Genomic DNA, 26,625 nt, shown 5'->3' on the forward strand with positions numbered 1-26,625 from the left:
GGTCACCGCGCTCGGCGCGGGCCCCTGGAGGAGGGCCGTTCCCGCACGTCTCCGACGGCGGCCGGTCAGGCGCTGAGGCGGTCGCGGCGCTCGAGGCGCACCCGGCGGCGCTCGCGCTCGGACAGGCCGCCCCAGATGCCGAAGCGCTCGTCGTTGGCGAGGGCGAACTCCAGGCACTCGGTGCGCACCGAGCAGCCCGTGCAGACGCGCTTGGCCTCGCGGGTCGAGCCGCCCTTCTCCGGGAAGAACGCCTCGGGGTCGGTCTCGGCGCACAGCGCGTCCCGGCGCCAGGCGGCCTGGCCGGCGTCGGTCGTGTCGGCCCAGAACGAGATGGGGGTCTGCTCGGCGGGGGCGTCCGTGCCGTAGGCGGTGTCGTCGTCGTAGTAGTCGTAGCCCGCGTCGTAGCCCGTGTCGTGGCCCGTGTCGTAGCCCGTGTCGTGGCCCGTGTCGTAGCCCGTCTCGTAGCCGGCGTCGGACCGGTACGTGAAGCCGCCGTCGGTGCCGGGGACGAGGCTGAGGTGGGCGCTGTGCTGGAGGCGGGAGAAGGGGGACACGGGAAGCTCCTCGATCGGGGTGTGGCGTGTTCCCGTGACGGACGGGTACGCCCTGGCTGCTGTCTGTGACGTTACGGAGTCCTGGGCGCGGTCGGCACTGGCGCAACTGAGCGAAACCCGGCCGCGCCCTTGGCGGATCGTGCCGTCGACCCGGGCCGCCGGCGTGTCGTCGCCCCAGCCCGCGCGGCGTGCGCTACGCCCCGGCCGGGCGGCGCGGGAGATCTTCCCGGCGGGCTGTCGATCTGGTGCGGTGCTGCGTGTCGTAGGGATGAGGGCCCGGCAGGCGGGCCCCGGACCCAGGAGGCCGAGATGGCGCAGTACATGATCCTGATCTACGAGGACGAGGCGCAGTACGCGGCGGCGACCCCCGAGGTGTACGGCGAGGTCCTCGAGGAGCACAACCGCTTCTCCGCGGGCGTCGAGGGCCTCGGCGCCAAGCTCCTCGGCGGTGAGGCGCTGGAGCCCACGACCACGGCGACCAGCGTGCGGGGCGGGGCGGACGTCACCGACGGCCCGTTCGCCGAGACCAAGGAGGCCCTCGGCGGCTACTACCTCGTCGACGCCCCCGACCTCGACACCGCCCTGGCCGTCGCGCGGACGGTGCCGGCGCGCTTCGGCGGGGTCGAGGTCCGCCCGGTGATGACGTTCGACTGACCCCGTGACCGCCGACCCGGCCGCCGTCGCCGCCGCGGTCGCCGACGCGCACCGTCGCGAGTGGGCCTTCGTGCTCGCCGCGACGGTGCGCGTCACCCGCGACATCGACGTCGCCGAGGAGTGCGTGCAGGAGGCCTTCGCCGCGGCGCTGACCGAGTGGCGCGACCGCGGCGTCCCGTCACGACCCGGTGCCTGGCTGACCACCGTCGCCCGGCGGCGTGCGCTCAACGTGCTGCGCCACTCCGGGGTCGAGCGCCGCCACCTGCCGCTGCTGGTGGAGGAGGCGGTCGCCCCGGACCCCCGCGACGACGGCGCGCACGGCTACCCCGACGACCGGCTGCGACTGGTGGTCACCTGCTGCCACCCCGCGCTGGACCGCCCGGCGCAGGTGGCCCTGACGCTGCGGCTGCTGTGCGGGCTCACCACCGCCGAGGTGGCCCGCGCCTTCCTCGTCAGCGAGCCGACCATGGCCGCCCGCATCACCCGCGCCAAGAAGAAGATCGCCGTCGCCCGGATCCCCTACCGGGTGCCGCCACCGGCGGAGCTGCCCACGCGGGTCGACGCCGTGCTCGCGGTGGTGCACCTGCTGTTCACCACCGGGCACACGACGCCGGCCGGGGAGGACCTGGTCCGCGCCGACCTGGTCGAGCGCGCGCTGCAGCTGTGCCGCATGCTGCGCGCGCTGCTGCCCGGGGACCCCGCGGTCGCCGGCCTGCTGGCCCTGCTCGTGCTCACCGACGCCCGCCGGGCCACCCGCACCGGCGAGGACGGGCGGTTGCTGCTGCTGGAGGAGCAGGACCGTGCGCGGTGGGACGGCGCGGCCATCGCCGAGGGGGTGGCGCTGGTGCGCGAGGCGCTGCGCGCCCGGCCGCCGTCGCGCTACGCGCTGCAGGCCGCCATCGCCGCGGTGCACGCCGAGGCACCGAGCTGGGACGCCACCGACTGGACGGAGGTCGTCGCGCTGTACGGGGTGCTCGCGCAGGTGTGGCCCTCACCGGTGGTGGCGCTCAACCGGGCCGTGGCGGTGGGGTTCGCATCCGGGCCGGCGGTCGGGCTGACCGCCCTCGACGCCCTGGCGACCGAGCCGCAGCTCGCCGGCTACGGCTACCTCCCGGCCGCCCGCGCCGACCTGCTGCGCCGGTTGGGCCGGGTCGCCGAGTCGCGGCTGGCCTACACCGAGGCGCTGCACCTGACGGACAACGCCGTCGAGCGGCGGTTCCTCGCCGGCCGGCTGGCCGCGCTCGACGGCTAGCGGCCGAGGTGCGCCCGCAGCGCCGCGACGACCATCCGGTGGTCCTCGAGCTGGGGGAGCCCCGAGACCGCGACCACGCCGACCGGCCCGACCCCGCGCACCAGCAGCGGCACGGCGCCGCCGTGGGCCGCGTAGCGGCGCGGGTCGAGGCCGGAGGACTCCTCGAACGTCGTGCCCCGCTCGACCCAGGTCTGGCGCACGTACAGGGAGGAGTGCCCGAAGCGGTGCACCACCGCGCACTTGCGCTCGATCCAGTCGGCGTTGTCCGGCGTCGCGCCGGTCAGCGCGGCGGAGAACAGCCGGTGGCCGTTGCGGGCGACCTCGACGGCGACCGGTGCGTCCGCGCGGCGGGCCGCGGCCACGAGCGCGGAGCCGAGCTCCCAGGCGTCGTCGTTGCTGAACCCGGGCAGCTGCAGCTCGTCCTCCTCCGCGGCGAGCTCGGCGACGGTCGGGAAGCCGCTCACGCCGGTCCACCCCCGACGACGACATCCCACGGCCGGACCGACCAGCCGGTCACCAGCCCGTGGACGACGTAGGGGTCGGCCGCGGCGAACCGCTCGACCACCGCGCGGTCCGCCGTCCAGACCAGCAGGGCGCGGTCGTGGGGGTCGGGCAGGGCCCCGGCGAGCAGCAGCTCGCCGCGCTCGTGCGCGGCCCGGGCGAGGGCCAGGTGCTGCTCGCGCAGCGCCGCCCGCCGCTCCAGGTAGTCGGCGGCGAGCTCGTACTCCAGCAGCAGGTGCATGCCGTTCCTCTCACACGTGCGCGGCGACGGTCCGGTCGAGGAAGTCGTTGCGGAAGGCGCCGCGCGGGTCGTGCCGCCGCACGAGCGCCCGGAAGTCGCCCAGCCGCGGGTAGAGCCGGTCGAGCTCGGCCGCGCCGGTGGTGAAGAGCTTGCCCCAGTGCGGGCGGGCGTCACAGGGGGCGAGGGCCTCCTCGATCGCCGGGAGGACGGCCCGCACGTGCGCCTCGTCGCGGTACCAGGTGAAGTGCAGGGCCAGGACGTCGGTGCCGTACGCGGGGCTCAGCCACAGCTCGTCGGCGGCGACGGTGCGGATCTCGCCGACCATCAGCAGCGGCGCGATCCGGGGCGCGAGGGCGCGCAGGGCCTCGATCGCCGCCCCGGCGTGCCGCCGCGGCACGAAGTACTCCGACTGCAGCTCCTCGCCGCTGCTCGGGGTGAAGCCGACCTGGAAGTGGGGGAGGCGCTCGTGCCACTCGCCGGGGACGCCGAGCTGCTCGGTGAGGTTCTCCACGGGGGTGTCGGGGAGCATGTGGGTCGGCACCGTGGCGGAGCGGGCGCCGAAGAACTCCTCCGGTGCCGCCTCGAGCTCGTCGACGCGCGACTTCACCCACACCGAGGTGATCTCGTGCCAATTCGTGAACACGCTGACGCTGTAGGCGGCGTCGGCCACCCCGTCGAGGTCGGCGGTCAGGCGCTCCCACGTCAGGCCGAGGTAGACGTTATTGCGCACCGAGAAGGTCGGCTGGACGCGCAGGCCGATGCGGGTGACCACGCCGAGGGCGCCCAGGTGCACGACCGCGCCGGGCAGGTCGGCGTCGCCGGCCCGCAGGGTCACCAGCTCGCCGTCGGAGCGCACCAGCTCCAGGCCGACGACGGACGTGCTCAGCGAGCCGTTGCGGTTGCCGGAGCCGTGCGTGCCGGTCGCCGTCGCGCCGGCGACGGTGATGTGCGGCAGCGAGGCGAGGTTGTGCAGCGCGTAACCGTGTCGCGCGAGCTCGGGCAGCAGCCGCCCGTACTGCATCCCGCCGGGCACCCACGCGACACCGGGCGCGTCCCCGTCGGGGAGGTCGACGACGACGTCGCCGCGGAGGTCCTCCAGGGAGACGAGGTCGGCCGTGGTGTCGGCGATGTCGTTGAAGCAGTGCCTCGACCCGAGGGCCTTGACCCGGGGGCTGCCGGCGACGATCTCCTGCACCTCGGCGACGCTCGCCGGCCGGTGCAGCCGCGCGGCCCGGTAGGTCAGGTTGCCGGCCCAGTTGGTGCCCGCCGGAGCGGGCGCGGTCGCTGCGGGGTGCTGCATGGGACGGGCGGTCCTCTCTCGGCGGTGCGGCGTCGGCCCATCCAACACCGTCCGGACGCGACAGGACCCCTCCGGCCGGAGCGGCCGGAGGGGTCCTGTCGGGGTGCGGGAGTACTCAGATGGCGCGGACGTTCTCCGCCTGCGGGCCCTTCTGGCCCTGCGTGACGTCGAACTCCACGCGCTGCGCCTCGTCCAGCGACCGGTAGCCGGAGCCGGTGATCGCCGAGAAGTGGCAGAAGACGTCGGCGCCGCCGCCGTCCTGCTCGATGAAGCCGAAGCCCTTCTCCGCGTTGAACCACTTCACAGTGCCCTGGGCCATGTCGTTCTCTTCTCCGTGCTGGGGGTGTCGGTGCCGGCTGGTGCCGGTCCCGGGTCGCCGCACCGACCGGCAGGACCGAGAGGAACGTCAGGCAGAGACGACTGCGGACGTTCGAGAACGAAGCAGAGGCGCGACAGCGACCGGGACCGACTGTACTAGCCCCGCGGCCCCCGGCGGCGGCGGACCCACCCCGAGGGGGTCACCAGCGCAGCGGCTCGACCAGTCGCGACTGGGCCGTGCGGCAGGCGCGGCAGTTCCCCCAGGTCACGAGCGCCAACGGCGTCGTCGGGGAGCCGCACTCGGGGCACTCGACCGACTCGCCGGCCCGGGACCGGGCCTCGCTGACGGCGAGCGAGCGCTCCTGGTGGATGGCCTCGTCGCCCCGGCAGGAGCATCCGAGATGGGATTCGGCGCAGCGTCCACGGTGTGTGGTGATGGGACCCCCTCCGGTCGAGGGGGACGCTACCCGGTCGACGGCGCGTCGTGGAGAGTCCGCGGGCGGTGTCACCCGCGCCGGCGGGTGCGCAGCTCGAGCCACAGCCACCCCGACAGCCCCGCCGGGACCGCGGCGAAGGCCGCCATCGCCGCGACGCCGCCGGCGAGCGAGCCCAGCCAGGCGAGCAGCAGCGGGGCGCCGAACCCGACGTAGGCGAACGCGTAGAACGCGCTGTTCATCGCCCCGCGGGTGTGCGGCGGGGCCAGCCGCGCCGTGAGCGTGAGCCCCGCGGTCAGGCACAGCCCGCCGCAGGCGCCCATCAGCACCGACGCCGGTACCAGCAGCGGCTGCGACCCGGTGGCGATGGCGACCACGGCCAGGCCGACGCCGACCGCGCCGAGCGCCATGCCCAGCGGCGCGGCGCCGCGCTCGGCCCGGCGCCCGACCCGTGCGGCGACGGCACTGGCGCCCAGGGCCAGCCCGCCGACCAGCCCGGCGTAGGCCACCCCGACGCCGTCGGGCACCACCAGCAGCGGCAGCAGGGTGGCCGCGACCGCGGGGAAGGCGAACACCCCGACGGCGGTCGGCGCCAGCACCGCCCAGAACGGCCGCCGCGCCTCCGGCGGCAGCCCCAGCGTCATGAGCCGTCCCGCCCGGCGGACCTCGACGGTCTCGGGCACCGTCAGCAGCGCGCCCAGGCCGACGGCGAGGACCGCGACGTGGACCAGGTAGGGCAGCGTCGTCGGCGCCGGGCCGTACTGGGCCAGCAGGCCGCTCATCGCCGGGGCGATCGCGAAGCCCAGCGACGTCGACACCGCCCCGCGGGTGGCCGCCGACTGCTGCCCGTCGGGCCCGGCGAGCTCCTGCAGCCACGCGTTGGCGACGGAGAACACCACCCCGGACACGACGCCCTGCAGCAGCCGGCCGGCGTAGAGCAGCGGCAGGTGGTCCACGGCCGGCAGGAACAGCAGCGACACCAGCCCGGCGAGGACGGCGAAGGGCAGCACGAGGGCACGGCGGCCGAAGCGGTCCGAGGCCGCCCCGGCGACGGTGAGCGCGGCGATGAGGCCGATGGCGTAGCAGCCGAAGACGGCGGTGAGGTCGGCGTCGGACAGGCCGAGCGTGCGCCGGTACACCAGCAGCAGCGGGGTCGGGATGTTCGTGCCCAGCGCGACGGTGAACAGCCCGAACGTGAGCGCGTCGAGTCGTCGCCGCAGGGCCCGCTGCGTCGCGCCCCGCTCCGTTGCGGCGTCCGGCACGCGGCGGACGCTACCGCTCCGGGCCGCCTCCTCCCCGGTGGCGCGGGCCGCTGCCAGGATGGGCGCCACCCGACGGGAGGAGGGCGCGCCCCGTGTCCCTGCACCGGCACTACCCGCCCGACCTCTACCGCGGCACGACCGGGGAGGTCAGCGCCTGGCTGAGACCGGCCGACCGGCCGCCGGACACCGTCTCCGGCGCCGGGGTCACCTGCGAGTTCCTCGCCACCGGCGAGCAGACCGCCGGCCGCTTCGGCCTCTACCGGTGGACCTTCGGCGCGGAGGCCACCGGCCCCGGGCCGCACTTCCACCGGTCGATCTCCGAGCAGTTCTACGTGCTGTCGGGCTCCGTCGAGATCTACGACGGGCGGAGCTGGACGACGGCGGGCGAGGGCGACTTCCTCTACGTCCCCGAGGGCGGCATCCACGGGTTCCGCGGCGGCGGCCACGCCTCGATGCTGCTGCTGTTCGCGCCCGGCGGGCCGCGCGAGGAGTACTTCGAGACCCTCGCGCGCGGCGAGCACATGACGCCGGAGGAGCGCGCGGAGTTCATGCTCCGCCACGACACCTACTGGGTGTGAGGGGTGCCGGCCCGGGCGCGCACGGCCCGGGCCGGCCGGCCGGTCAGCGGTGGATGACCTCCCGGAACCGGGTGCAGCTCTCCTCGATGGCCGCCTGCGCGGCCGGCGAGGCGCCGCCCATGTCGAAGAAGCCGTGGATCATGCCGTCGTAGCGCAGCACGTGCGCGGTCCCGCCGGCCGCCTCGAGCGCGGTGCCGTAGGCCTGGCCCTCGTCGCGCAGCGGGTCGTACTCCGCGGTGACCACCACCGCCGGGGGCAGGCCGGACAGGTCGGCGTGGTGCAGCGGCGACAGCCGGGCGTCCTTGGCGTCCTCCCAGGCCCCCGCGTAGTGGCCGTAGAACCAGTCCATCGTGTCCTTCTCGAGGAAGTAGCCCTTGGCGTTCTCCACGCGGGAGGGGTAGTCGCCCTCCGCGTCGACCGCGGGGTAGATGAGGAACTGGCCGACCAGTGGCGTGCCGTCGTCGCGCATGACCTGGGCGACGACGGCGGCGAGGTTGCCGCCGGCGCTGTCGCCGGCCACCGCGAGGCGGTGGTCGCCGCCGCCGAACTCGTCGAGGTGCTGCACCACCCAGCGGGCCGCGGCCACGGCGTCCTCGGCGGCGGCGGGGAAGGGGTGCTCGGGCGCCAGCCGGTAGTCCACGGCGACCACCACGGCCTCGGCGTGCCGGCAGACGTTGCGGACCATGTTGTCGTGGGTGTCGAGGTCGCCGATCACCCAGCCGCCGCCGTGGAGGAACAGGACGGTGGGCAGCGGACCCGCCGCGTCGGGGCGGTACACCCGTGCCCGCAGGTCGCCCTCGGCGCCGGGCACGGTGCGGTCCTCCACGCTGCCCACCGGGACGACCTGCTCCGGCGTGCGCACGCCGTGGGTGACCGCCAGGTAGAACGCGCGCCCGGCCTCCGGTGCGCCCTCGTGGATCGGAGGACCCCCCGACTCCTCGAGCATCGTGAGCAGGGCGGCGATGTGCGGGTCGACCGGCACGGGTGTCCTCCTGGAGCGGTGAGGGGTGGGGCGGGTCAGCGGTACACGAGCGAGCCGTCGTCGAGGTCGGCCCTCGGCAGCACCTCGCACTCCTGCGCGTGCTCGAGCATGTGGGTCCACGGCTCGCGGTCGCCCTGCCGGAACAGCAGGTGCTGGGAGCGCAGGACGTAGCCGGCGTTGAAGTTCTCCGGGTCCGACCAGGGCCTGAGCTGCATGCCGGCGTCCTCCGGGCGCAGCTCGGGCACCACCGTGCGGGCCCCCTTCTCCTGCATGTGCGCGAACAGCCGGCTCACCAGGTCGCAGACCAGGTCCACCCGCAGCGTCCAGCTGTGCCGGAAGTAGCCGAACACGTAGGCCATGTTCGGCACGCCGGTGATCATGACGCCGCGCCAGGTGACGCGCTCGGGGAAGGCGACCGGTTCGCCGTCCACGGTAAAGGCGACGTTGCCGAACGCCGCGAGGTCGAAGCCGGTGGCGGTGACGACCACGTCGGCCTCGAGCTCCTCGCCGCTGCCGACGCGGATGCCCGTCTCCGTGAAGGTGTCGATCGTGTCGGTGACGATCGAGGCCTTCCCCTCCCGGAGCGCGGCGAACAGGTCGCCCTCGGGGACGATCGCGATGCGCTGCTGCCAGGGCCGGTAGCGCGGGGTGAAGTGCTTCTCGACGTCGAACCCCTCGGGCAGCAGCGGCTTCATCGACTCCATGAGGAAGGCATGCAGCTCGTCGGGCGCCTCGTGCGAGAGCCGGGCCAGCTCGTCGAACTGCGCCGAGTGGGCGCGGCGGAGGATCTCGTGGGTCCAGTCCTCCGGGATGTCCAGCGCGCGCAGGGTGACGGCGAGCTCGTGGGTCAGCGGCGGCGCCAGGAAGTAGGACGGGGAGCGCTGCAGCATCGTCACGTGCGCGGCGTGCTGCGCGATCGCCGGGATCAGCGTGGCCGCCGTCGACCCGGAGCCGATGACGACGACCCGCTTGCCGGTGAGGTCGAGGTCGTCGGGCCAGGACTGCGGGTGCACGAGGCGGCCCCGGTAGCGGTCCAGGCCCGGCCACTCGGGCCGGTGCGGCTCGGTGTGGTCGTAGTAGCCCTGGCACATCCACAGGAAGTCGGTGGTCATCCGGACCCGCTCGCCGGTGTCCCCGCGGTCGACCTCGACGGTCCACCGGGCGTCCTCGCTCGACCAGGACGCGGCGGTGACCCGGTGCCGGTAGCGGATCAGCGGGGCGAGTCCGTCCTCCTCGATGACCTCGTCGAGGTAGGCGAGGATCTCCCCGCCCGCGGCGATCGACGGCCCGCGCCAGGGCTTGTGCCGGTAGCCGTAGGTGAACAGGTCGCTGTCGGAGCGGACACCGGGGTAGCGGTGGGTCCACCACGTCCCCCCGTGCGCCTCCTGGGCGTCCAGGATCGCGAGACTGTGGTCGGGGAACCGCTCGCGCAGCGTGTGCGCGGCCCCGATCCCCGAGACACCCGCACCGACCACGAGGACGTCGACGTGCTCGACGTCGCGGGGGTCGGCCTGCGGGGCCGGCAGTGTCGCCGTGTCGGTCGTGGTCATCGTGCGACCTCCCCCTCGAGCTGTGATGCGGCTCACGCAAGCTATCCGCCCGGGGAGTCCGGCGCCCGGGCGCGGCCGGACCCGGGCGCGTCGCGGGATCGGCCCTCCCCGGGCGGGCGGTGGCGGGTGGACGCGACCGGGCCGGCGAGCCGGGCGGGCCGCGACCGGCGGGGTCCCGGCGCGTGCCGTGCCTCCTCGGCGAGCTGTCGGGCGGCGACGACGGACGGCGGGTCGTCGGTGCGGGCGGGTGGCCGGGGCACCCTGCTGTCGGGCACGGTCGTCCCCGGCACGTCAGAAGCGGACGGGCAGCGCGTCGATGCCGTGCACGAACGCCAGCCGCCGGAAGGCCAGCTGCTCGGGCGGGACGGCGAGCGCCAGGTCGGGGAAGCGGCGGAGCAGTGCCGGCAGCACCGTGCGCAGCTCCAGCCGGGCCAGCTCTGCGCCGACGCAGCGGTGGATGCCGTGGCCGAACGCGAGGTGCCCGCCGCGCGTGGCGCGGTCGGGGTCGAGCGCGTCGGGGTCGGGGCCGGCCCAGGCCGGGTCGCGGTTCGCCCCGCTGAGCGAGACGAGCAGGACGTCGCCGGCGCGCAGCCGGTGCCCCCCGAGGTCCCGGTCGGACCGGGTGAACCGGGGGAAGGCGACCTGCACCACCGACAGCAGGCGCAGCAGCTCGTCGACCACCCGGTCGACGTCGGCCGGGGAGCCCTCGCGCACCGCCGCCGCCATGGCGGGGTCGCGCAGCAGGACCAGGGTGCCCAGCGAGATCATCGACGCCGTCGTCTCGTACCCGCCGGTGACGACGCCGTCGGCGAGCCCGGCGAGGTCGGCGTCGGACACGGCGTCGCCCTGCTCGCGGACGATCCGGCCGATCAGCCCGTCCCCGGGGGAGCGGCGCTGGGCCGCGACCGCGGCGAACAGCAGCCGGCGCTGGGTGGACACCGCGCCGAACGCACCCGCGGTGCCGGAGGTGGCGTCGAACCGGCGGGTACCCAGCCGGGTCACCTGCTGCTCGTCGGCCCCGATCCCCAGCAGGTCGCAGATCACGCGCAGCGGGACGGGCACGGAGACGTGCCGCGCCAGGTCGGCCGGTGAGCCGGCGGCCGCCAGGGCGTCCAGCTGCCGGGCCACCGTCGCCTCGACGGCGGGCACCAGCCGCTGCAGGCGCGCGCGGGTGAAGTCGGGGGCGACCAGCGCGCGCAGCCGCGTGTGGTCGGGCGGGTCGGTGAAGCCCAGGCCGCCGACGTCGTCGGCGGTGACCGTGCCGGTGCCGCTGAACAGGTGCCGCACGTCGGTGCTGAACCCGTGGCGGTCGGCGAGCACCGCGCGGGCCTCCGCGGCGCCGGTCACCAGGTACACGGCCATGTCGAAGGGCAGGTCGAGGCGGTGCACCGGCGCGGTCGCGCGCAGCCGCGCGAGCGCCGGGACGGGATCGGTGCCGTTCCGGCGCAGCGGCAGCGTGGCCGCCTCCGGCAGGACGGTGAGCCGGGACAGGTCCAGGCGGGTGGGGTCGAGGCCGCCGCGGGCGACCCGGCGGGCGACCCGGCGCGCCAGGAGCCGCCCGAGCAGCCGTTCCAGCGCGGCGCGCGGCCGGCGCACCGGCGCCGGGGACGGGGCGCCGCCCGGGTCGGGGCCGGCGGGCGGCGGCAGGGTTCCGACGGGAGGGAGGAGAGCGGACACGACGCCTCGTCTCGGGCCACGGGAGGAGGCCGGGCGGGACGTGACCTCGGTCCCGCCCGGCCCTGCCAGCCTCGTGACGGCGCTACCGCCCGACCATCGGGGAGCGCCCCCGAAACCGCAGGCCGGCGTGGGGGAGCTCCCGGAGGGGGGAGCCAGGGTGCCGGGTCCTGCCGCGGGCCCGGCCGGTCGCGAGCGGTCGCCCGCCGGCGCCGTTAGGCTCGCCGCCTGGCACGCCCGCACCGCGAGGGGACCGCATGGACGCCGGCGTCGACACGCTGCAGAAGGCCCTGCAGATCAACCTGGACCCGCGCTGGTACGGCACGATCGCGGAGATCGGCGCCGGCCAGGAGGTCGCCCGCTGGTTCTTCCGGGCCGGCGGAGCGGCGGGCACCGTGGCCAAGACGATGTCGGCCTACGACATGTCGGTCAGCGACGCCGTCTACGGCAAGTCCGACCGCTACGTGTCCAAGGGCCGGCTGCAGGCCATGCTCGACCACGAGTTCCAGCTCAACGTCGACCGGCTCGGCGACGACCGCGGCGACGACACGTCGTTCTTCGCCTTCGCCGACACCGTCGTCGCCCGCAGCTACCGCGGCGGCAACGAGTGCCACGGCTGGATGGGCGTGAAGTTCCAGTCCCACCCGCGCGACGAGCCCAGCCAGGTGGTCCTGCACGTCCGGATGCTCGACGACGAGGCGGCGCTGCAGCAGGAGGCCCTCGGCGTCGTCGGCGTCAACCTGCTGCACGCCGCGTTCTTCCAGCACCACCAGCCGGAGACGCTGGTGGAGAGCCTGCTCGACCGGCTGACCACCGGCCGCATCGAGGTCGACCTCATCGAGCTGTCGGGGATCGAGTTCCGTGCCGTCGACAACCGGCTGATGGCCCTGAAGCTGGTTCAGCTCGGGCTGAGCGGCGCGGCCATGTTCGGCCCCGACCGCCACGTGCTGCAGCCCAGCGAGGTGCTGCGCAAGAAGGCGATCCTGGTCGAGCGGGGCAGTTTCCGGCCGCCGACGGTGGTCAACGTCGCCATGCTCGAGGCCGCCCGCGCGCGGTTCGAGGCCGACCCCGCCGTCGCCGGCCGGGAGATCCTGCTGCTCGGCGAGCTGACGATGGCCAACCTGCGGGCCGGCGGGGACGTCGTCGACCGGCGCGACTTCCTCGCCCGCGCCGACCTGCTCGCCGCCTGCGGACTGACCGTGCTGATCTCCGACTACGTGGCCTACCACCGGCTGGCCGCCTACCTGGCCTGGCGCACCGACGGCGCGATCGGGATGGTCATGGGCGTCCCGAGCCTCATCGACCTCTTCGACGAGGAGTCCCACGCCGCGCTGCCCGGCGGGATCCTCGAGAGCTTCGGCCGCCTGCTGAAGAACGACCTGCGGTTGTTCGTCTACCCGATGCTGCGCGACGGCGAGGTGGTCACGGTGGACACCGTCCGGGTCGGCGAGGAGCTGCAGCCGCTCTACGACTACCTGCACCGGCGGGGCAGCTTCGTGGGCCTCGACGACTTCGACCCCGCCCACCTGCCGATCCTCAGCCGCGACGTCCTGCGGCGGATCCCCACCGACGACGAGTCGTGGGAGGCGATGGTGCCGGCCGAGGTGGCCGCGCTGATCCGCAAGCGCGGGTTCTTCGGCTACCGCCGGGAGCGCTGACCCGGCGGGCCCCGCCCGCAGGGGACAGGATCGCCGGTGTGGAGATGCGCACCCTGGGCCGCAGCGGCTGTGCCGTGTCCGCCCTCGCCCTGGGCACGATGACCTTCGGCGCCGAGACCGACGAGGCCGGTGCGCACGAGCAGCTCGACGTCTTCGCCGAGGCCGGCGGCACGCTGGTCGACACCGCCGACGTCTACTCCGCCGGGGCCGCGGAGGAGATCGTCGGCCGGTGGCTGGCCGCCCGCCCGGCCGACGTCCGCGACCGGGTCGTGCTCGCCACCAAGGGCCGCTTCCCGACCGGCGACGAGCCCAACGCGCTGGGCAGCTCCCGGCGGCACCTGCGCCGGGCGCTGGAGGACTCGCTGCGCCGGCTCGGCGTCGACCACGTCGACCTCTACCAGCTGCACGCCTGGGACCCGCTCACGCCGCTGGAGGAGTCGCTGCGCTTCCTCGACGACGCGGTGTCGGCCGGGAAGGTCGGCTACCCGGGGCTGTCGAACTTCACCGGCTGGCAGCTGCAGCGGGCCGTCGACGTCGCCGGGCGCGACCACCTCACCGTCCCGGTCACGCTCCAGCCCAACTACAGCCTGCTGGCCCGCGGCGTCGAGGCGGAGATCGTGCCGGCCTGCCTGTACAACGGGCTCGGGATGCTGCCGTGGGGGCCGCTGGCCGGGGGCTGGCTGTCCGGGAAGTACACCCGCGACCAGCGGCCGGAGGGCGCCACCCGGCTCGGCGAGGACCCCGCGCGCGGCATGGAGGCCTACGACCGGGTCGGCACGCGCGAGCGCACGTGGGACGTGCTCGCGGTGGTGCAGGACGTCGCGGAGGCGCGCGGCGTGCCCATGCCGCAGGTCGCGCTGGCCTGGCTGCTCGCCCGGCCGGCGGTCAGCTCGGTGATCCTGGGGGCGCGCACCACCGACCAGCTGCGCGGGAACCTGGGCGCGGCCGGCCTGGTGCTGTCGGCCGAGGAGACCGCGCGGCTCGACGCCGTCAGCGACCCCGCCGAGCCCGACTACCCCTACGGCGAGCTCGGGGTGGAGCAGCGCAGCCGGGACCTCGCCGGCTGACGGTGCGCCGGGTGCTCCGGGCGGCGCTGGTCGTCGTCGTCCTGTCGGCCCTGGTGGTGGGCTCGGTGGTGGGCCTGCTGTGGGCGTTCCAGCGGCGCCTGGTGTACCTGCCCGACGACGGCCCGGTGCCCGCGGCGGCCGACGCCGTCCCCGGCGGCCGGGACGTCGCGCTGACCACCGCCGACGGGCTGACCCTCGGCGCCTGGTCCGTCCCCGGCCGGTCCGCCGACGCCCCGGTGGTGCTGGTGGCCAACGGCAACGGCGGGCACCGGGGGCTGCGCGCGCCGCTGGCCCGGGCGCTGTCGGAGGCGGGACTCGGGGTGCTGCTGTTCGACTACCGCGGCTACGGCGGCAACCCGGGCAGCCCGAGCGAGGAGGGGCTCGCGCTCGACGTGCGGGCCGCGCGGGACTGGCTGGTCGGCGAGGCCGGCGTCGCGCCGGAGCGGCTCGTCTACTACGGCGAGAGCCTGGGCTGCGGCGTGGTCACCGCGCTGGCGGTCGAGCACCCGCCGGCGGGGCTGGTACTGCGGTCGCCGTTCACCGACCTGGCCGCCGTCGGCAGCCACCACTACCCGGTCCTGCCCGTGCGGCTGCTGCTGCGCGACCGGTTCCCGGTCGCCGAGCAGGTGGCCCGGGTCCGGGTGCCGACGACGGTCGTCCTCGGCGACGCCGACACGATCGTGCCGCCGGAGCAGAGCCGGCGCGTGGCCGCCGCCGCGGCGCGGCTGCACCGCCTCGTGGAGGTCCCGGGCGCCGACCACAACGACGCCGTGCTGCTCGACGGGGAGCAGCTCGTCGACGCCGTCGTCGAGCTCGCCGGCCCGGCCGCGGGGGAGTGAGACCCGCCCCGGCCCGGCCCGGAGCCGGTGGCGGCGCCCGGGGCCTCGAGCGCCCACTTCATGTCTCGATTCCGTCTCGAGTCGACCTGTTACCCGGATCACTCCTTAGCGCTGAGATACACATGGCCGGTCCACCCGCCCGACGACGGGATGTGCCGACCATGCGATCCGCCCGACTCACCGCCAGTGCAGTGGCCACCGCGACGCTCCTCGTCCTCACCGCCTGTGGTGACGGAGGCGGGGGAGGCGGGGGAGGCGGGGGAGGTGGGGGAGGCGGTGCCGCCGGAGGTGAGGCACCGCGCATAGCAGCGGTCTTCTCCGGGACGACCACGGACGCCGACTACACCTTCCTGGGACTGCAGGCGCTCGAGGCCGCCGAGGCCGACCGCGACGCCGAGGTCACCTACTCCGAGGGCGTGCAGGTCCCGGACGCCGAGCGCGTGCTGCGCGAGTACGTGGCCGACGGCTACAACGTCATCTGGACCCACGGCAGCCAGTTCTACGACGCCACGGTCGCCGTGGCGCAGGAGGCGACCGACGTCGTCTTCATCGCCGAGCAGGACACCGAGCCGGCGGACGTGCCGGAGAACGTCTGGGTGCTCGACCGCAACTTCCACCTGGCGTTCTACCCGCTGGGGGTGCTGGCCGCGGAGGCCAGCCAGAGCGGCCGGATCGCCTACCTGGGCGGCGTGACGCTGCCCTTCTCCTACTCCGAGGTGCATGCGGTCGAGCAGGCCCTGGCCGACACCGGCTCCACGGCCACGCTGACGCCTGTGTGGACGGGTGACTTCAACGACCCGACCCGGGCGCAGCAGTTCACCGGCCAGCTCCTCGCCGACGGCAACGACGTCATCCTGACCTCGCTCAACCTCGGCGCGGTCGGCGCCTTCGAGGGCGTGGCCGACGCGCCGACCGGCACCCTGATGTCGGCCAAGTACACCGACAAGTCCAACCTCGCGCCGGACCACTACGTGACGTCGGTGCTCTACGACTTCACGGTGATGCTCGACGACATCCTCGCCTCCATCGAGGACGGTGAGACCGGCGGGTACCTCGGCATGACCTACGAGCAGGGGATCTCGCTGCAGACACCGATGAACGTCGACCAGGCCGTGGTCGACCGGGTGAACGAGGTCGTCGAGCAGTTGCAGGCGGGTGACATCGAGGTCGAGCGCGACGTCACCCCGGTCGAATGAGCGGGCCGGCACCCGCCGCCCCGGCGGGGAGCGCCGTCCCCGGCTCACCCCGCCCCCTCACGATGAGCGGGATCAGCAAGTCCTTCGGCTCGGTCCGTGCCCTGTCCGACGCCGACTTCGAGCTCGCCCCCGGAGAGGTGCACGGGCTCGTCGGCGGCAACGGGGCCGGCAAGACGACGCTGATGAACGTCCTGTACGGGCTGTACCGGCCCGACGCAGGCGAGGTCCACGTCGACGGCCGCGAGGTGACGATCCGGTCGCCGCGCGACGCGATCGGACTGGGCATCGGCATGGTCCACCAGCACCTGCTGCAGGTGTCCACGTACTCGGTGGTCGAGAACGTGGTGCTGGGCACCAGCGGCGGGTCGGGCGGGCTGCGCCAGGCCGCCCGCCGGATCACCGAGCTCAGCGACCGGTTCGGCCTGGCGGTCGACCCCCGGGCCCGCACCGACAGGTTGTCGGTGGGCGCCCGCCAGCGGGTGGAGATCCTCAAGGTCCTCTACCGCGGGGCGCGCGTCCTCATCCTCGACGAGCCGACCACCAACCTCACCCCGCAGGAGGTCGACGCGCTGTTCGCCTCGCTGCGCGAGATCGTCGCCGAGGGCACCAGCGTCGTCTTCATCTCGCACAAGGCGCGCGAGGTGCTGGCCATCTGCGGACGCATCTCGGTCATGCGCGACGGACGGCGGATCGCGACCGTCCCGCGGGCGTCGACCGACGCCACCGGCCTGGCCTCGCTGATGGTCGGCGAGCTGGCCGGGGAGCGGACGTCCGAGGTGGCCGCCGCCCTCGGCGTCGGCGAGGTCGCGTCCGCGGCGGCCGCCGAGGAGCCCGTGGCCTCCACCCCGGACGGGCCGGCGCTGCTGTCCGTGTCCGGTGTGGTGGCCCACAACGACCACGGCGTGGCCGCGCTGCACGGCCTGGACCTCGAGGTCTGGGCCGGGGAGGTCCTCGGAGTCGCCGGTGTGGCCGGCAACGGCCAGGTCGAGCTCGCCGAGGTGCTGGCCGGGGTCCGGCCCGTGCGCCAGGGGAGCGTGCGCGTCGGCGGATCGGAGCTCGCAGGCGCACCGACGCGGCGCTGGCTGTCGGCGGGGGTCGCCTACGTCCCCGAGGACCGCCACCGCGACGGCATCCTCGGAGCGGCGACGGTCACCGACAACCTGCTGCTCGGCGCCCAGCGCGACCGGGCGTACCGCCGGGGCGGGATGATCGACTGGCGGCGGGTGCGGGAGCACGCCCGCGACACCATCGACCGCTACTCGATCAAGACGCCGGGGCCCGACGCCCCCGCCGGCAACCTGTCCGGTGGGAACATCCAACGCCTCGTCCTCGCCCGGGCGTTCGATCGGGAGCCCTCGGTCCTGGTCCTGCAGAACCCCACCCGCGGTCTCGACCTGCGGTCGGCCCGGTTCGTGTACGACCGGGTGCGCGACGCGCGCGACCGCGGCTGCGCCGTCGTCCTGATCTCCGAGGACCTCGACGAGCTCAGCCTGCTGGCCGACCGGATGGTCGTCCTCTACTCCGGCGAGGTCGTCGGCGAGCGCCGCCGAGGCCACTACGACGCCTACGAGCTGGGCCGGCTCATGGCCGGCCTCCGGGAGGACGCATGAGTGCCCCCGTCCTGACCGAGGAGCCAGGTGCGCCGGCGACGGCGTCCCCCGGCATCGGCACCCGCTTGCTGCGCGGGGTCCTGCCCTACGTCCTCGCCCTGGTGTTGGCCTTCGTCGTCTCCGGCATCGTCATCGTGGCGCTGGGCTACGACGTCGTCGGGGCCTACCGGACGATCCTCACCACCTCGTTCCGCACCGGCTTCGGGTTCACCGAGACGCTCACCAAGTGGGTGCCGCTCACCCTGCTGGCGCTCGGCTTCACCATCCCGCTGGCCGTGAACCGGTTCAACATCGGTGGCGAGGGCCAACTGCTCGTCGGGGCGACCGCGGCGGCCGGGGTGGGCATCGTCCACGCCGACCTGCCCGCCGCGGTCCTGCTGCCCCTGGTGATCGTGGCCGGTGTGCTGTCAGGTGCCCTCTGGGCCGGCATCGCGGCGTTCCTCATGGGGCGGTTCCGGGTCAACGAGATCCTCAGCACCGTCCTGCTGAACTTCGTCTCCTTCCAGGTGCTCGACTACGTCGCCACCGAGGTCTGGTCGGATCCGGCCGCCGGCGTCGCCGCCACCCAACGGGTCGGCGCGGGAGCCCTTCTGCCCGACGTGGGCGGGCCGCCCGGGGTGCACGCCGGCATCCTCCTGGCGGTCCTGGTCACGCTCGTGACGATCGTGGTCACCCGGCGCACGGCCGCCGGCTTCGAACTGCGGGCCGCGGGCACGAACCCCCGGGCAGCCGGCATCAACGGCATCCGGGTCGAGAAGGTCGCCGTCCTGGCGCTGATCACCGGTGGCGCCCTGGGCGGGCTGGCCGGCGCGCTCGAGGTCTCCGGCGTGCACGGCCGGGCCCTGGAGGGCATGCAGTCGAACTTCCTGCTGATCGGCATCATCGTCGGACTCATCGCCCGCGGCAGTGCCCTGTGGGTGCCGGTCGTGGCGTTCGGCATCGCCATCCTCGAGGTCGGGGCCAGCTCGATGCAGCGCACCGTGGGTGTCCCCGCCGAGATGGTCCTCATCATCGAGGCGCTGATCCTGATCTTCCTGCTGCTCTCCGACGTGATCGCGGGGCGGCTGGCGAGGAGAGCGGCATGACCGAGTTCGCATCCCTGGCCCAGCTGACCGTGGTGGCCATGGTCCCGTTCCTCCTGGCCTCGCTCGGCACGATGCTCGGCGGCCTGGCCGGGGTCTTCAGCGTGTCACAGGAGGGCGTCATGCTGCTCGGCGCCTCGGTCGGCTTCCTCGTCAGCTACGGCACCGGCAGCAGCGTCCTGGGCATCCTGCTGGCCGCCGGCATCGGCGGGGTGTTCGGCTTCGCGCTCGGCTGGGCCACGACGGTGCTGCGCCTGGACCAGTTCGTCGTCGGGCTGGCGCTGTTCTTCGCCGCGACCGGGCTGGCCGGGCTGCTGTACAGGATCGTCATCGGGCAGAGTGCGACGACGCCGCGGGTCGACACCCTGCCGCGGCTCGAGATCCCGCTGCTGAGCGACATCCCGCTCCTCGGGCGGGCGCTGTTCGCGCAGAACCTGCTGGTGTACCTGGCCGCTCTGCTGGCCGTCGGGCTGTGGTTCTACCTGTACCGGACCCGCTCCGGCCTGGACCTGCGTTCGGTCGGGGAGAACCCGAAGGCCGCCGACAGCCTCGGCATCCCGGTGGCGCGCACCCGGCTGTGGACGACGACCGCCGGCGGAGCCCTCATGGGGGTCGCCGGTGCGTTCCTGCCGCTGGTCTTCACCGCCACCTACACGGACACGATCATCGGCGGGCGCGGCTGGCTGGCCATCGCGCTGACCTTCTTCGGCGGGTGGCGGCCGCAGTTCATCGTCGCGGGCGCGTTGTTCTTCGCGGCCATGGACGTCGTCGCGCTGCGCGCCGAGGTCTCCGGGATCGACGTCCCGAGCCAGGTCCTGCTCGTCGTGCCCTACGTCGCCACGCTGCTGGTCATGATCTTCGCCTTCCGCTGGGCGAAGGTGCCGCAGTTCCTCGGCCGCAACTACGACCGGGAGTCACGGACCGCCTGAGCGCGGCGTGCCCGAGCCGGCGGTCGTCCCGGGGGAGCTCGGCTCCGTCGTCGAGCTCGCCGGCCCGGCCGCGGGGGAGTGAGGCCCCGGCCTCACCGCCCGCCGGGGGACCAGCCGTCCCGGGAGAGGAGCGCCTCCCACAGGTGTCGCTGGGCCCGCCAGCGACGGGCGGCCGCACGGCGGAGACGGCCGGTGCCGGTACGACGCAGCAGCACGGCGGCGGTGACGAAGGGGGTGAGGAAGACGGCGAGGAGGAAGGCGGGGGTCGGGTCCACGACGTCCACGGTCGGCCGCCGGGCGGGCCGGCGACAGCCTCATCCCGGCCAGGCTGCGCAACGGATCTGCCCGCCGGTGCCGGTCCGGTCCAGCGCTCATCACCGAGCGTCGCCGCGGTGCCGGGCCCGCCCCGCCCCCGCCGGCGACCCCGCCCTGCTCTTGCCGTGTGACGGCGGGCACACCAGGCTGTCCGTATCCGATGCCGGAGCCGCGGATGTCGTCCCGCCGCTGCTCCGGTCCCCGCCGAGGCGTCCGCGCCCAGGCCCCCAGGAGGAGCCGGTGACAGCCACCGAGACCCGTACCAGCAGGGCCGGGGACAAGCTCGTCGGCCGGGTCGCGTTCGTGACCGGCGGCACCCGGGGGATCGGCGCGGCGATCTGCCGCAGCCTGGCCGCCCAGGGTGCCGACGTGGCGGCCGGCTACAGCGGCAACACCGAGCGCGCGGAGATGTTCGCCCAGGACTTCGCCAGCGCCTTCCCCGAGAGCCGCATGAGCGTGCACCGGGGGGACATCGCCGTCCCGGACGACTGCCGCCGCACGGTCGCCGAGGTCATCGAGCAGCACGGCCGGCTCGACATCCTGGTCAACAACGCCGGCATCACCGCCGACCGGACGGTGCTGAAGATGACCGACGAGGACTGGCGCCGGGTCATCGACGTCAACCTCACCGGCGCCTTCTCCCTGTCCCAGGCGGCGCTGCGCCACATGCTCGAGCGCGGCAGCGGGCGGATCGTGATGATCTCGTCGGTGATCGGCGAGATCGGCGGCATCGGCCAGTCCAACTACGCCTCCGCCAAGGCCGGCCTGCTCGGGCTCACCAAGACGCTGGCGCGCGAGGCGGCCCTGAACGTGCAGCGCTCGGGCAAGTCCGACGGGGTGGGCGTGACGGTCAACGCCGTCACCCCGGGCTACACCGCCACCGAGATGCTCGACAGCGTCCCCGAGAAGGTGCTCGAGGGGCTCAAGGCCAAGATCCCGGTCGGCCGCCTCGGCGAGCCGGAGGAGGTCGCCCGCGTCGTGCACTTCCTGGCCGCGGACGCGTCCGGCTACATCACCGGGCAGGTCTGGGGCGTCAACGGCGGCCTGGACATGTAGTCGCGCGCGCCCCACCGACCCTCCGACGCCGAAGAGGTGCCGCGCGTGTTCGAACGCATCGCCGTCGTCAACCGTGGGGAGCCCGCACTGCGGCTCATCCGTGCCGTGCGGGAGCTCGACGCCGAGCACGGGACGCGGACCCGCGTCGTCGCGCTGCACACCGCGGCCGAGCGGCGCGCCACCTTCGTGCGCGCCGCCGACGAGGCCGTGCTGCTGGCCGACACCGGCGCGGTGAACCCCTACCTCGACCACGCCGAGCTCGGCCGGGCCCTGCGGTCCAGCGGCGCCGACGCGGCGTGGGTCGGCTGGGGGTTCGTCGCCGAGGACCCCGCCTTCGCCGAGCTGTGCGCCGACCTCGGCGTGACGTTCGTCGGCCCGCCGCCGGAGGCGATGCGGCTGCTCGGGGCCAAGGTCGAGGCGAAGGTCCTCGCCGAGCGCGTCGGCGTCCCGGTCGCGGCCTGGAGCGGGGGCCCGGTGGAGGGTCCCGAGGACGCCCGCCGGCACGCCGAGGCGATCGGCTACCCGCTGATCGTCAAGGCGCGCAGCGGCGGCGGCGGCCGGGGCATCCGCGTGGTCCGGTCACCCGGCGAGCTGGAGGAGGCGCTGGAGCGCACCTCCTCGGAGGCGGCGAAGAGCTTCGGCGACCCCGTCGTCTTCATGGAGCGGCTGGTCGAGGGCGGCCGGCACGTCGAGGTCCAGGTCATCGCCGACTCCCACGGCACCGTCTGGGCCCCCGGCGTGCGCGACTGCTCGGTGCAGCGGCGCAACCAGAAGGTGATCGAGGAGTCCAGCTCGGTCGCGCTCACCCCCGAGCAGGACGCCGCGCTGCGGGAGTCGGCCGTGGCGCTGGTGCGGGCCGCCGGGTACGTCGGCGCGGGCACGGTGGAGTTCCTCTACCAGCCCGAGGAGCGGCTCACGACGTTCCTGGAGGTCAACACCCGGCTGCAGGTGGAGCACCCGGTCACCGAGGCGACCACCGGCCTGGACCTGGTCAAGCTGCAGCTGCACGTGGCCGCGGGCGGGCGGCTCGAGGGCGACCCGCCGCCCGCGACCGGGCACGCGGTGGAGGCCCGGCTGACCGCCGAGGACGCCGAGCAGGGGTTCGCCCCGGCGCCGGGCCGCGTGGAGCTGCTGCGGCTGCCGACCGGCCCCGGCATCCGCGTCGACACCGGCCTCGGCGTCGGCGACGTCGTCCCCCCGCAGTACGACTCGATGATCGCCAAGGTCATCGCCTGGGGCCGCGACCGCCCCGAGGCCCTCGCCCGGCTGCGCTGCGCGCTGCGCGAGACCACCGTCGTGCTGCGCGGCGGCACGACGACGAAGTCCTTCCTCCTCGCCCTGCTCGACCGGCCCGAGGTCGTCGAGGGCACCGCCGACACCGGATGGCTCGACCGCGCCGGCCTGGCGGAGATCGTCGGCAGCCGCGACGACGGCACCGCGTGGGTGGCCCTGGTGCAGGTGGCCATCGACATCGCCGTCGCCGAGGAGGAGCGCGAGCGCCAGGCGTTCCTGGTGTCGGCGCGCGGCGGCCGGCCGCGGGCGCCGCACGAGGTCGGCCGCACCGTGGAGCTCGGCATGCGCGGGCAGGTGCACCGGCTCACCGTCTCCACGCTCGACCGCGACCGGCACCGCATCGAGCTCGACGGCCGGACCGTCGACGTCGAGGTCGACCGGCTCGGCCCGCTGGAGACCCGGCTGACCGCCGCCGGGCGGCGCTATCCGGTCGTCGCCGTCGACGCGCCCGGCTCCTCGCTCGTGGAGGTCGACGGCGTCACCCACCGAGTCGGCCGCGACGTCGGCGGGGTGGTCCGCGCCCCGGCCCCCGCCGTGGTGGTCGCCGTCCGCGCCGTCCCCGGCGACGACGTCGAGGCCGGTCAGCCGGTGGTGGTGCTGGAGAGCATGAAGATGGAGACGGCCGTGCGGGCGCCGTTCGCCGGCCGGGTCCGCGAGGTGCGGGCGGTGGTGAACAGCCAGGTCGACGCCGGCGCGCCGCTGCTGCTGCTCGACCGCACCGGCGGCGACGTCGAGGAGGCCCTCGGCGAGCGGGTGTCCCTGCCCGGCGGCGACGACAAACCCGACGACGACCCGCGCGCGCGGGCGCTGGCGCTGCTCGGGCAGCTGCGCGCCCTGGTCACCGGCTACGACGTCGGCCCGGGGCACGCCCGCCGGCTGGTCGCCGAGTACGCGGCCGCGCGCGACGAGCTGCCGTCCGACGACGGGCAGCTGCTGTCGGCCGAGCTCGACGTCCTGGTCACCTTCGCCGACCTCGCGGAGCTCTCGCGCAACCGCCCGGCCAGCGAGGAGGAGGAGGCCGACACCCAGGTCCACAGCCCGCGCGAGCACTTCCACACCTACCTGCACTCCCTCGACGCGGAGCGGGAGGGCCTGCCGGAGACCTTCCGCGGCCGCCTGCAGCGGGCGCTGGCCCACTACGGCGTGACCGACCTCGAGCCCGGCCCCGCGCTGGAGGAGGCGGTGCACCGGGTCTTCCTCGCGCAGCAGCGCACCGCCGAGCAGCTGCCCGCCGTCTCGGCCCTGCTCGACCGCTGGCTCACCACCGAGCGGCTGCCCGAGGGCCCCTCCCGCACCGAGGTGGGCGAGGTCCTCGACCGGCTGGTGCTGGCCACGCAGCTGCGCCACCCCTCGCTCGGGGACCTGGTCCGCGCCGTCCGGTTCCGGCACTTCGAGGAGCCCGTCGTGCGGGCCGCCCGGCAGGAGGTGCTCGACCGGGCCGAGCGGCTGATCGAGCAGCTCGACGAGGCCGGCGCGCGCGGGGACACCGCGGAGAGCATCCGGCGGATGGAGGCGCTGGTCGCCAGCCCCGAGCCGCTGGTCCGGCTGCTGGCCTCCCGCCTGTCGCGGCCGACGTCGGTCCCGGACCCGGTGCTGGAGGTGCTGACCCGGCGCTACTACCGCAGCCGCAACCTCGAGGACGTCCGGTCGACCCTGCTCGACGGCGACACCTGCGTCACCGCCGGCTACGCCCTCGGCGCGGACCGGCTGCACCTGGTGGCGCTGATGACCCGCGCGACGCGGCTGGAGCCGGCGCTGGCGGCGGTGGCCGGCGCGGTCGCCGGGCTCGCCGACCCCGGTCGGACGGTCGTCGACCTCTACGTCGACTGGCCCGACCGCCCCGCCGACGCCGACGCGCTGTCGGACCGGCTGCGCGACCTGGTCGACGGCGAGTCCACGCTGCGCACCGCGCGCCGCGTCACCGTCACCGCCTGCAGCCCCGACGGCGAGGTGGAGACCCTGACGTTCCGCCCGGGGGAGGACGGCCGGCCCGCGGAGGAGCGGCTGCTGCGCGGCCTGCACCCGCTCACCGCCCGGCGGCTGGACCTGTGGCGGCTGGAGGCGTTCGACGCCGAGCGGGTGCCCTCCCCGGAGGACACCCACCTGCTGCACGTGACCGCGCGCGACCACCCCAACGACGAGCGGTTCATCGCCCTGGCCGAGGTCCGCGACCTGACGCCGGTGCGCGACGAGCGGGGCGAGGTCGTCGGGTTCCCCACCATCGAGCGGCAGCTCATGTCCTGCCTCGACGGGCTGCGGCGCGCCCAGTCGCTGCGGCGGTCGCGGCGGCCGCTGACGCACAACCGGATCCACCTCTACGCCTGGCCCTCGATCGAGGTGCCGCTGGCCGAGGTGGCCGAGTTCGCGCGCACCGCGGCGCCGCTGACCCTGGGCGCGGGCCTGGACCAGATCGTGCTGCTGGCGCGGCTGCAGGAGGAGGGCGACGGTCCGCCGCGCGACGTCGCGCTGCGGTTCTCCAACCGCCCCGGCACCGGGGTGAGCATGACCGTCACCGACCGCCCGACGACGCCGCTGCGCCCGCTGGACGACTACACCGAGAAGGTGCTCAGCGCCCGGGCCCGCGGCGCCCCCTACCCCTACGAGCTCGCTCCGGTGCTGGCCGGGCCGCGGGGCTCCTTCGTCGAGCACGACCTCGGCGACGACGGCCGGCTGGTGCCCGTGGAGCGCCCGCCGGGGCAGAACCGCGCCGGGATCGTCGTCGGCCTGGTGACCATCCCGACCGAGCGCTACCCGGAGGGGATGACCCGGGTGGCCCTGTTCGGCGACCCGACCAAGGCCCTGGGCACGGTCGCCGAGCCCGAGTGCGCCCGCGTGGTGGCCGCGCTCGACCTGGCCGAGGAGCGCGGCATCCCGGTCGAGTGGTTCGCGCTGTCCTCGGGTGCGCGCATCTCGATGGACAGCGGCACCGAGAACATGGACTGGGTGTCGCGGGCGCTGCGCCGGATCATCGAGTTCACCCAGGCCGGCGGCGAGGTCAACGTCGTCGTCACCGGCATCAACGTCGGCGCCCAGCCGTACTGGAACGCCGAGGCGACGATGCTCATGCACACCCGCGGCATCCTGGTGATGACGCCCGACAGCGCGATGGTGCTGACCGGCAAGCACTCCCTGGACTACTCCGGCGGGGTGTCGGCGGAGGACAACTTCGGCATCGGCGGCTACGACCGGGTCATGGGGCCCAACGGGCAGGCGCAGTACTGGGCGCCCGACCTCAACGGGGCGCTCGACGTGCTGGCGCGGCACTACGACCACACCTACCGCGCGCCGGGGGAGCGGTGGCCGCGGCCGGCGCCGACGACCGACCCGCGCGACCGGGACGTCCGCTCGTTCCCGCACACCCACCCCGACAGCGAGTTCACCACCGTCGGCGACATCTTCTCCGCCGAGGCCAACCCCGAGCGCAAGAAGGCCTTCGACATCCGCACCGTCATGCGGGCGGTCACCGACGCCGACCACCCGGTGCTGGAGCGGTGGGCCGGCATGGCCGACGCCGACACCGCCGTCGTCCTCGACGCCCACCTCGGCGGGCACCCGGTGTGCGTGCTGGGCGTGGAGTCCCGGCCGATCCCGCGGCGGGGCAGCCTGCCCGCCGACGGGCCCGACCAGTGGACGGCGGGCACGCTGTTCCCCCGCTCGTCGGTGAAGACCGCGCGGGCGGTCAACGCCGCCAGCGGCAACCGGCCCCTGGTGGTGCTGGCGAACCTCTCCGGCTTCGACGGCTCACCGGAGTCGCTGCGCAAGTGGCAGCTGGAGTACGGCGCGGAGATCGGCCGGGCCATCACCAACTTCCGCGGCCCGATCGTGTTCTGCGTGGTGTCGCGTTACCACGGTGGCGCGTTCGTCGTCTTCTCCGGCGCCCTGAACGAGCAGATGCAGGTGCTCGCCGTCGAGGGCTCCTACGCGTCGGTGATCGGCGGCGCACCCGCCGCGGCCGTCGTCTTCGCCCGCGAGGTGGACCGGCGCACCGCGGCCGACCCGCGGGTGAAGGACCTCGAGGCGGCCATCGGCTCGGCCGACTCCGTCCAGCAGGCGCACCTGCGGGCCCAGCTGGCCGGCGTCCGCAGCTCCGTGCGCTCCGAGAAGCTCGGCGAGGTCGCCGCCGAGTTCGAGGCCGTCCACGACATCGAGCGCGCCCGCCGGGTGGGCTCGGTGCACGACATCGTCCCCGCCGCAGAGCTGCGGCCGCGCCTGATCGCCGCCGTCGAGCGGGGGATGGAGCGCGCCGCGCACGTCTGAGCCACCGACAGAGAGGACCCTCT

The 26,625-nt window shown here is 74.9% G+C and carries 22 protein-coding genes; 12 read left to right on the plus strand and 10 right to left on the minus strand.

Annotated features, from left to right (window positions below):
- Positions 1–65 precede the first annotated feature (65 nt).
- Positions 66–554 carry a WhiB family transcriptional regulator gene (locus BM165_RS26265; RefSeq protein ID WP_432276809.1) on the minus strand — a complete coding sequence of 163 codons (489 nt, stop codon included), beginning with the start codon at positions 552–554 and terminating at the stop codon, positions 66–68.
- Positions 555–863: 309 nt separating this feature from the next.
- Here BM165_RS26265 and BM165_RS01385 point away from each other — a divergent pair, with 309 nt between their 5' ends.
- The gene (locus BM165_RS01385) at positions 864–1,208 is read left to right on the plus strand and encodes a YciI family protein (RefSeq protein ID WP_075011722.1); all 345 of its coding nucleotides are present in this window, start codon (positions 864–866) and stop codon (positions 1,206–1,208) included.
- A 4-nt stretch (positions 1,209–1,212) separates the two neighbouring features.
- Positions 1,213–2,460 (plus strand): RNA polymerase sigma factor, encoded by a 1,248-nt coding sequence (locus BM165_RS01390; RefSeq protein WP_075011723.1) that lies wholly within the window; start codon positions 1,213–1,215, stop codon positions 2,458–2,460.
- Here BM165_RS01390 and BM165_RS01395 read toward each other — a convergent pair.
- The 5 genes from BM165_RS01395 to BM165_RS01415 form a co-directional block, all read right to left on the minus strand.
- Entirely contained in the window at positions 2,457–2,924 is a 468-nt protein-coding gene (locus tag BM165_RS01395) for a heme-degrading domain-containing protein (RefSeq protein WP_075011724.1), read from the minus strand. The two genes, BM165_RS01390 and BM165_RS01395, sit on opposite strands and share 4 nt — an antisense overlap.
- The gene (locus BM165_RS01400; protein ID WP_075011725.1) at positions 2,921–3,202 is read right to left on the minus strand and encodes a YciI-like protein; all 282 of its coding nucleotides are present in this window, start codon (positions 3,200–3,202) and stop codon (positions 2,921–2,923) included. Before BM165_RS01400 ends, BM165_RS01395 begins: the two co-directional genes overlap by 4 nt.
- A 10-nt stretch (positions 3,203–3,212) precedes the next feature.
- A complete protein-coding gene (locus BM165_RS01405; protein ID WP_075011726.1) occupies positions 3,213–4,502 on the minus strand; it encodes a D-arabinono-1,4-lactone oxidase in 1,290 nt (429 codons plus the stop codon).
- A 115-nt stretch (positions 4,503–4,617) separates the two neighbouring features.
- Positions 4,618–4,821 carry a cold-shock protein gene (locus tag BM165_RS01410; protein WP_075011727.1) on the minus strand — a complete coding sequence of 68 codons (204 nt, stop codon included), beginning with the start codon at positions 4,819–4,821 and terminating at the stop codon, positions 4,618–4,620.
- Between the two features lie 504 nt (positions 4,822–5,325).
- Positions 5,326–6,516 (minus strand): MFS transporter, encoded by a 1,191-nt coding sequence (locus BM165_RS01415; RefSeq protein ID WP_075011728.1) that lies wholly within the window; start codon positions 6,514–6,516, stop codon positions 5,326–5,328.
- 92 nt (positions 6,517–6,608) lie between these two features.
- On the opposite strand from BM165_RS01415, the gene BM165_RS01420 reads away from it, so the two are divergent.
- A complete protein-coding gene (locus tag BM165_RS01420) occupies positions 6,609–7,094 on the plus strand; it encodes a cupin domain-containing protein (RefSeq protein WP_208976596.1) in 486 nt (161 codons plus the stop codon).
- 43 nt (positions 7,095–7,137) lie between these two features.
- On the opposite strand, the gene BM165_RS01425 is transcribed toward BM165_RS01420, so the two are convergent.
- The 3 genes from BM165_RS01425 to BM165_RS01440 all read right to left on the minus strand — a co-directional run bounded on the left by BM165_RS01425 (position 7,138) and on the right by BM165_RS01440 (position 11,303).
- The gene (locus BM165_RS01425) at positions 7,138–8,076 is read right to left on the minus strand and encodes an alpha/beta hydrolase (protein WP_075011729.1); all 939 of its coding nucleotides are present in this window, start codon (positions 8,074–8,076) and stop codon (positions 7,138–7,140) included.
- A 35-nt stretch (positions 8,077–8,111) separates the two neighbouring features.
- A complete protein-coding gene (locus tag BM165_RS01430) occupies positions 8,112–9,626 on the minus strand; it encodes a flavin-containing monooxygenase (protein WP_075011730.1) in 1,515 nt (504 codons plus the stop codon).
- A gap of 291 nt (positions 9,627–9,917) precedes the next feature.
- Positions 9,918–11,303: a cytochrome P450 gene (locus BM165_RS01440; protein WP_244273957.1), complete on the minus strand. Its 1,386-nt coding sequence runs from the start codon at positions 11,301–11,303 to the stop codon at positions 9,918–9,920.
- Positions 11,304–11,557: 254 nt separating this feature from the next.
- On the opposite strand from BM165_RS01440, the gene BM165_RS01445 reads away from it, so the two are divergent.
- From BM165_RS01445 to BM165_RS01475, 7 genes are all read left to right on the plus strand, one after another.
- Positions 11,558–12,958, plus strand: a complete 1,401-nt coding sequence (locus BM165_RS01445) for a nicotinate-nucleotide adenylyltransferase (protein WP_075011732.1) — start codon at positions 11,558–11,560, stop codon at positions 12,956–12,958.
- Positions 12,959–13,002: 44 nt separating this feature from the next.
- Positions 13,003–14,025: an aldo/keto reductase gene (locus BM165_RS01450; protein ID WP_244273988.1), complete on the plus strand. Its 1,023-nt coding sequence runs from the start codon at positions 13,003–13,005 to the stop codon at positions 14,023–14,025.
- 11 nt (positions 14,026–14,036) lie between these two features.
- Positions 14,037–14,864, plus strand: coding sequence for an alpha/beta hydrolase (locus BM165_RS01455; RefSeq protein ID WP_075012080.1), 828 nt, complete (start codon positions 14,037–14,039; stop codon positions 14,862–14,864).
- Positions 14,865–15,025: 161 nt separating this feature from the next.
- Positions 15,026–16,060: a BMP family protein gene (locus tag BM165_RS01460; RefSeq protein WP_075011734.1), complete on the plus strand. Its 1,035-nt coding sequence runs from the start codon at positions 15,026–15,028 to the stop codon at positions 16,058–16,060.
- A gap of 62 nt (positions 16,061–16,122) precedes the next feature.
- Positions 16,123–17,670 (plus strand): ABC transporter ATP-binding protein, encoded by a 1,548-nt coding sequence (locus BM165_RS01465; protein WP_075011735.1) that lies wholly within the window; start codon positions 16,123–16,125, stop codon positions 17,668–17,670.
- Positions 17,667–18,755: an ABC transporter permease gene (locus tag BM165_RS01470; protein ID WP_075011736.1), complete on the plus strand. Its 1,089-nt coding sequence runs from the start codon at positions 17,667–17,669 to the stop codon at positions 18,753–18,755. Before BM165_RS01465 ends, BM165_RS01470 begins: the two co-directional genes overlap by 4 nt.
- Positions 18,752–19,681 (plus strand): ABC transporter permease, encoded by a 930-nt coding sequence (locus BM165_RS01475; protein WP_075011737.1) that lies wholly within the window; start codon positions 18,752–18,754, stop codon positions 19,679–19,681. The genes BM165_RS01470 and BM165_RS01475 overlap by 4 nt, the downstream gene beginning before the upstream one ends.
- Positions 19,682–19,773: 92 nt before the next feature.
- On the opposite strand, the gene BM165_RS01480 is transcribed toward BM165_RS01475, so the two are convergent.
- Positions 19,774–19,956, minus strand: coding sequence for a hypothetical protein (locus BM165_RS01480; protein ID WP_143107968.1), 183 nt, complete (start codon positions 19,954–19,956; stop codon positions 19,774–19,776).
- Between the two features lie 280 nt (positions 19,957–20,236).
- Between BM165_RS01480 and BM165_RS01485 the strand changes: the two genes are divergently transcribed.
- Both BM165_RS01485 and BM165_RS01490 read left to right on the plus strand, forming a co-directional pair.
- Positions 20,237–21,052 carry a 3-oxoacyl-ACP reductase family protein gene (locus tag BM165_RS01485; protein ID WP_075011739.1) on the plus strand — a complete coding sequence of 272 codons (816 nt, stop codon included), beginning with the start codon at positions 20,237–20,239 and terminating at the stop codon, positions 21,050–21,052.
- A gap of 45 nt (positions 21,053–21,097) precedes the next feature.
- Positions 21,098–26,602: an ATP-binding protein gene (locus BM165_RS01490; RefSeq protein ID WP_075011740.1), complete on the plus strand. Its 5,505-nt coding sequence runs from the start codon at positions 21,098–21,100 to the stop codon at positions 26,600–26,602.
- Positions 26,603–26,625: the final 23 nt, after the last annotated feature.

The sequence above is a fragment of the Geodermatophilus obscurus genome, from assembly GCF_900115395.1.
Lineage (GTDB): Bacteria > Actinomycetota > Actinomycetes > Mycobacteriales > Geodermatophilaceae > Geodermatophilus > Geodermatophilus obscurus_B.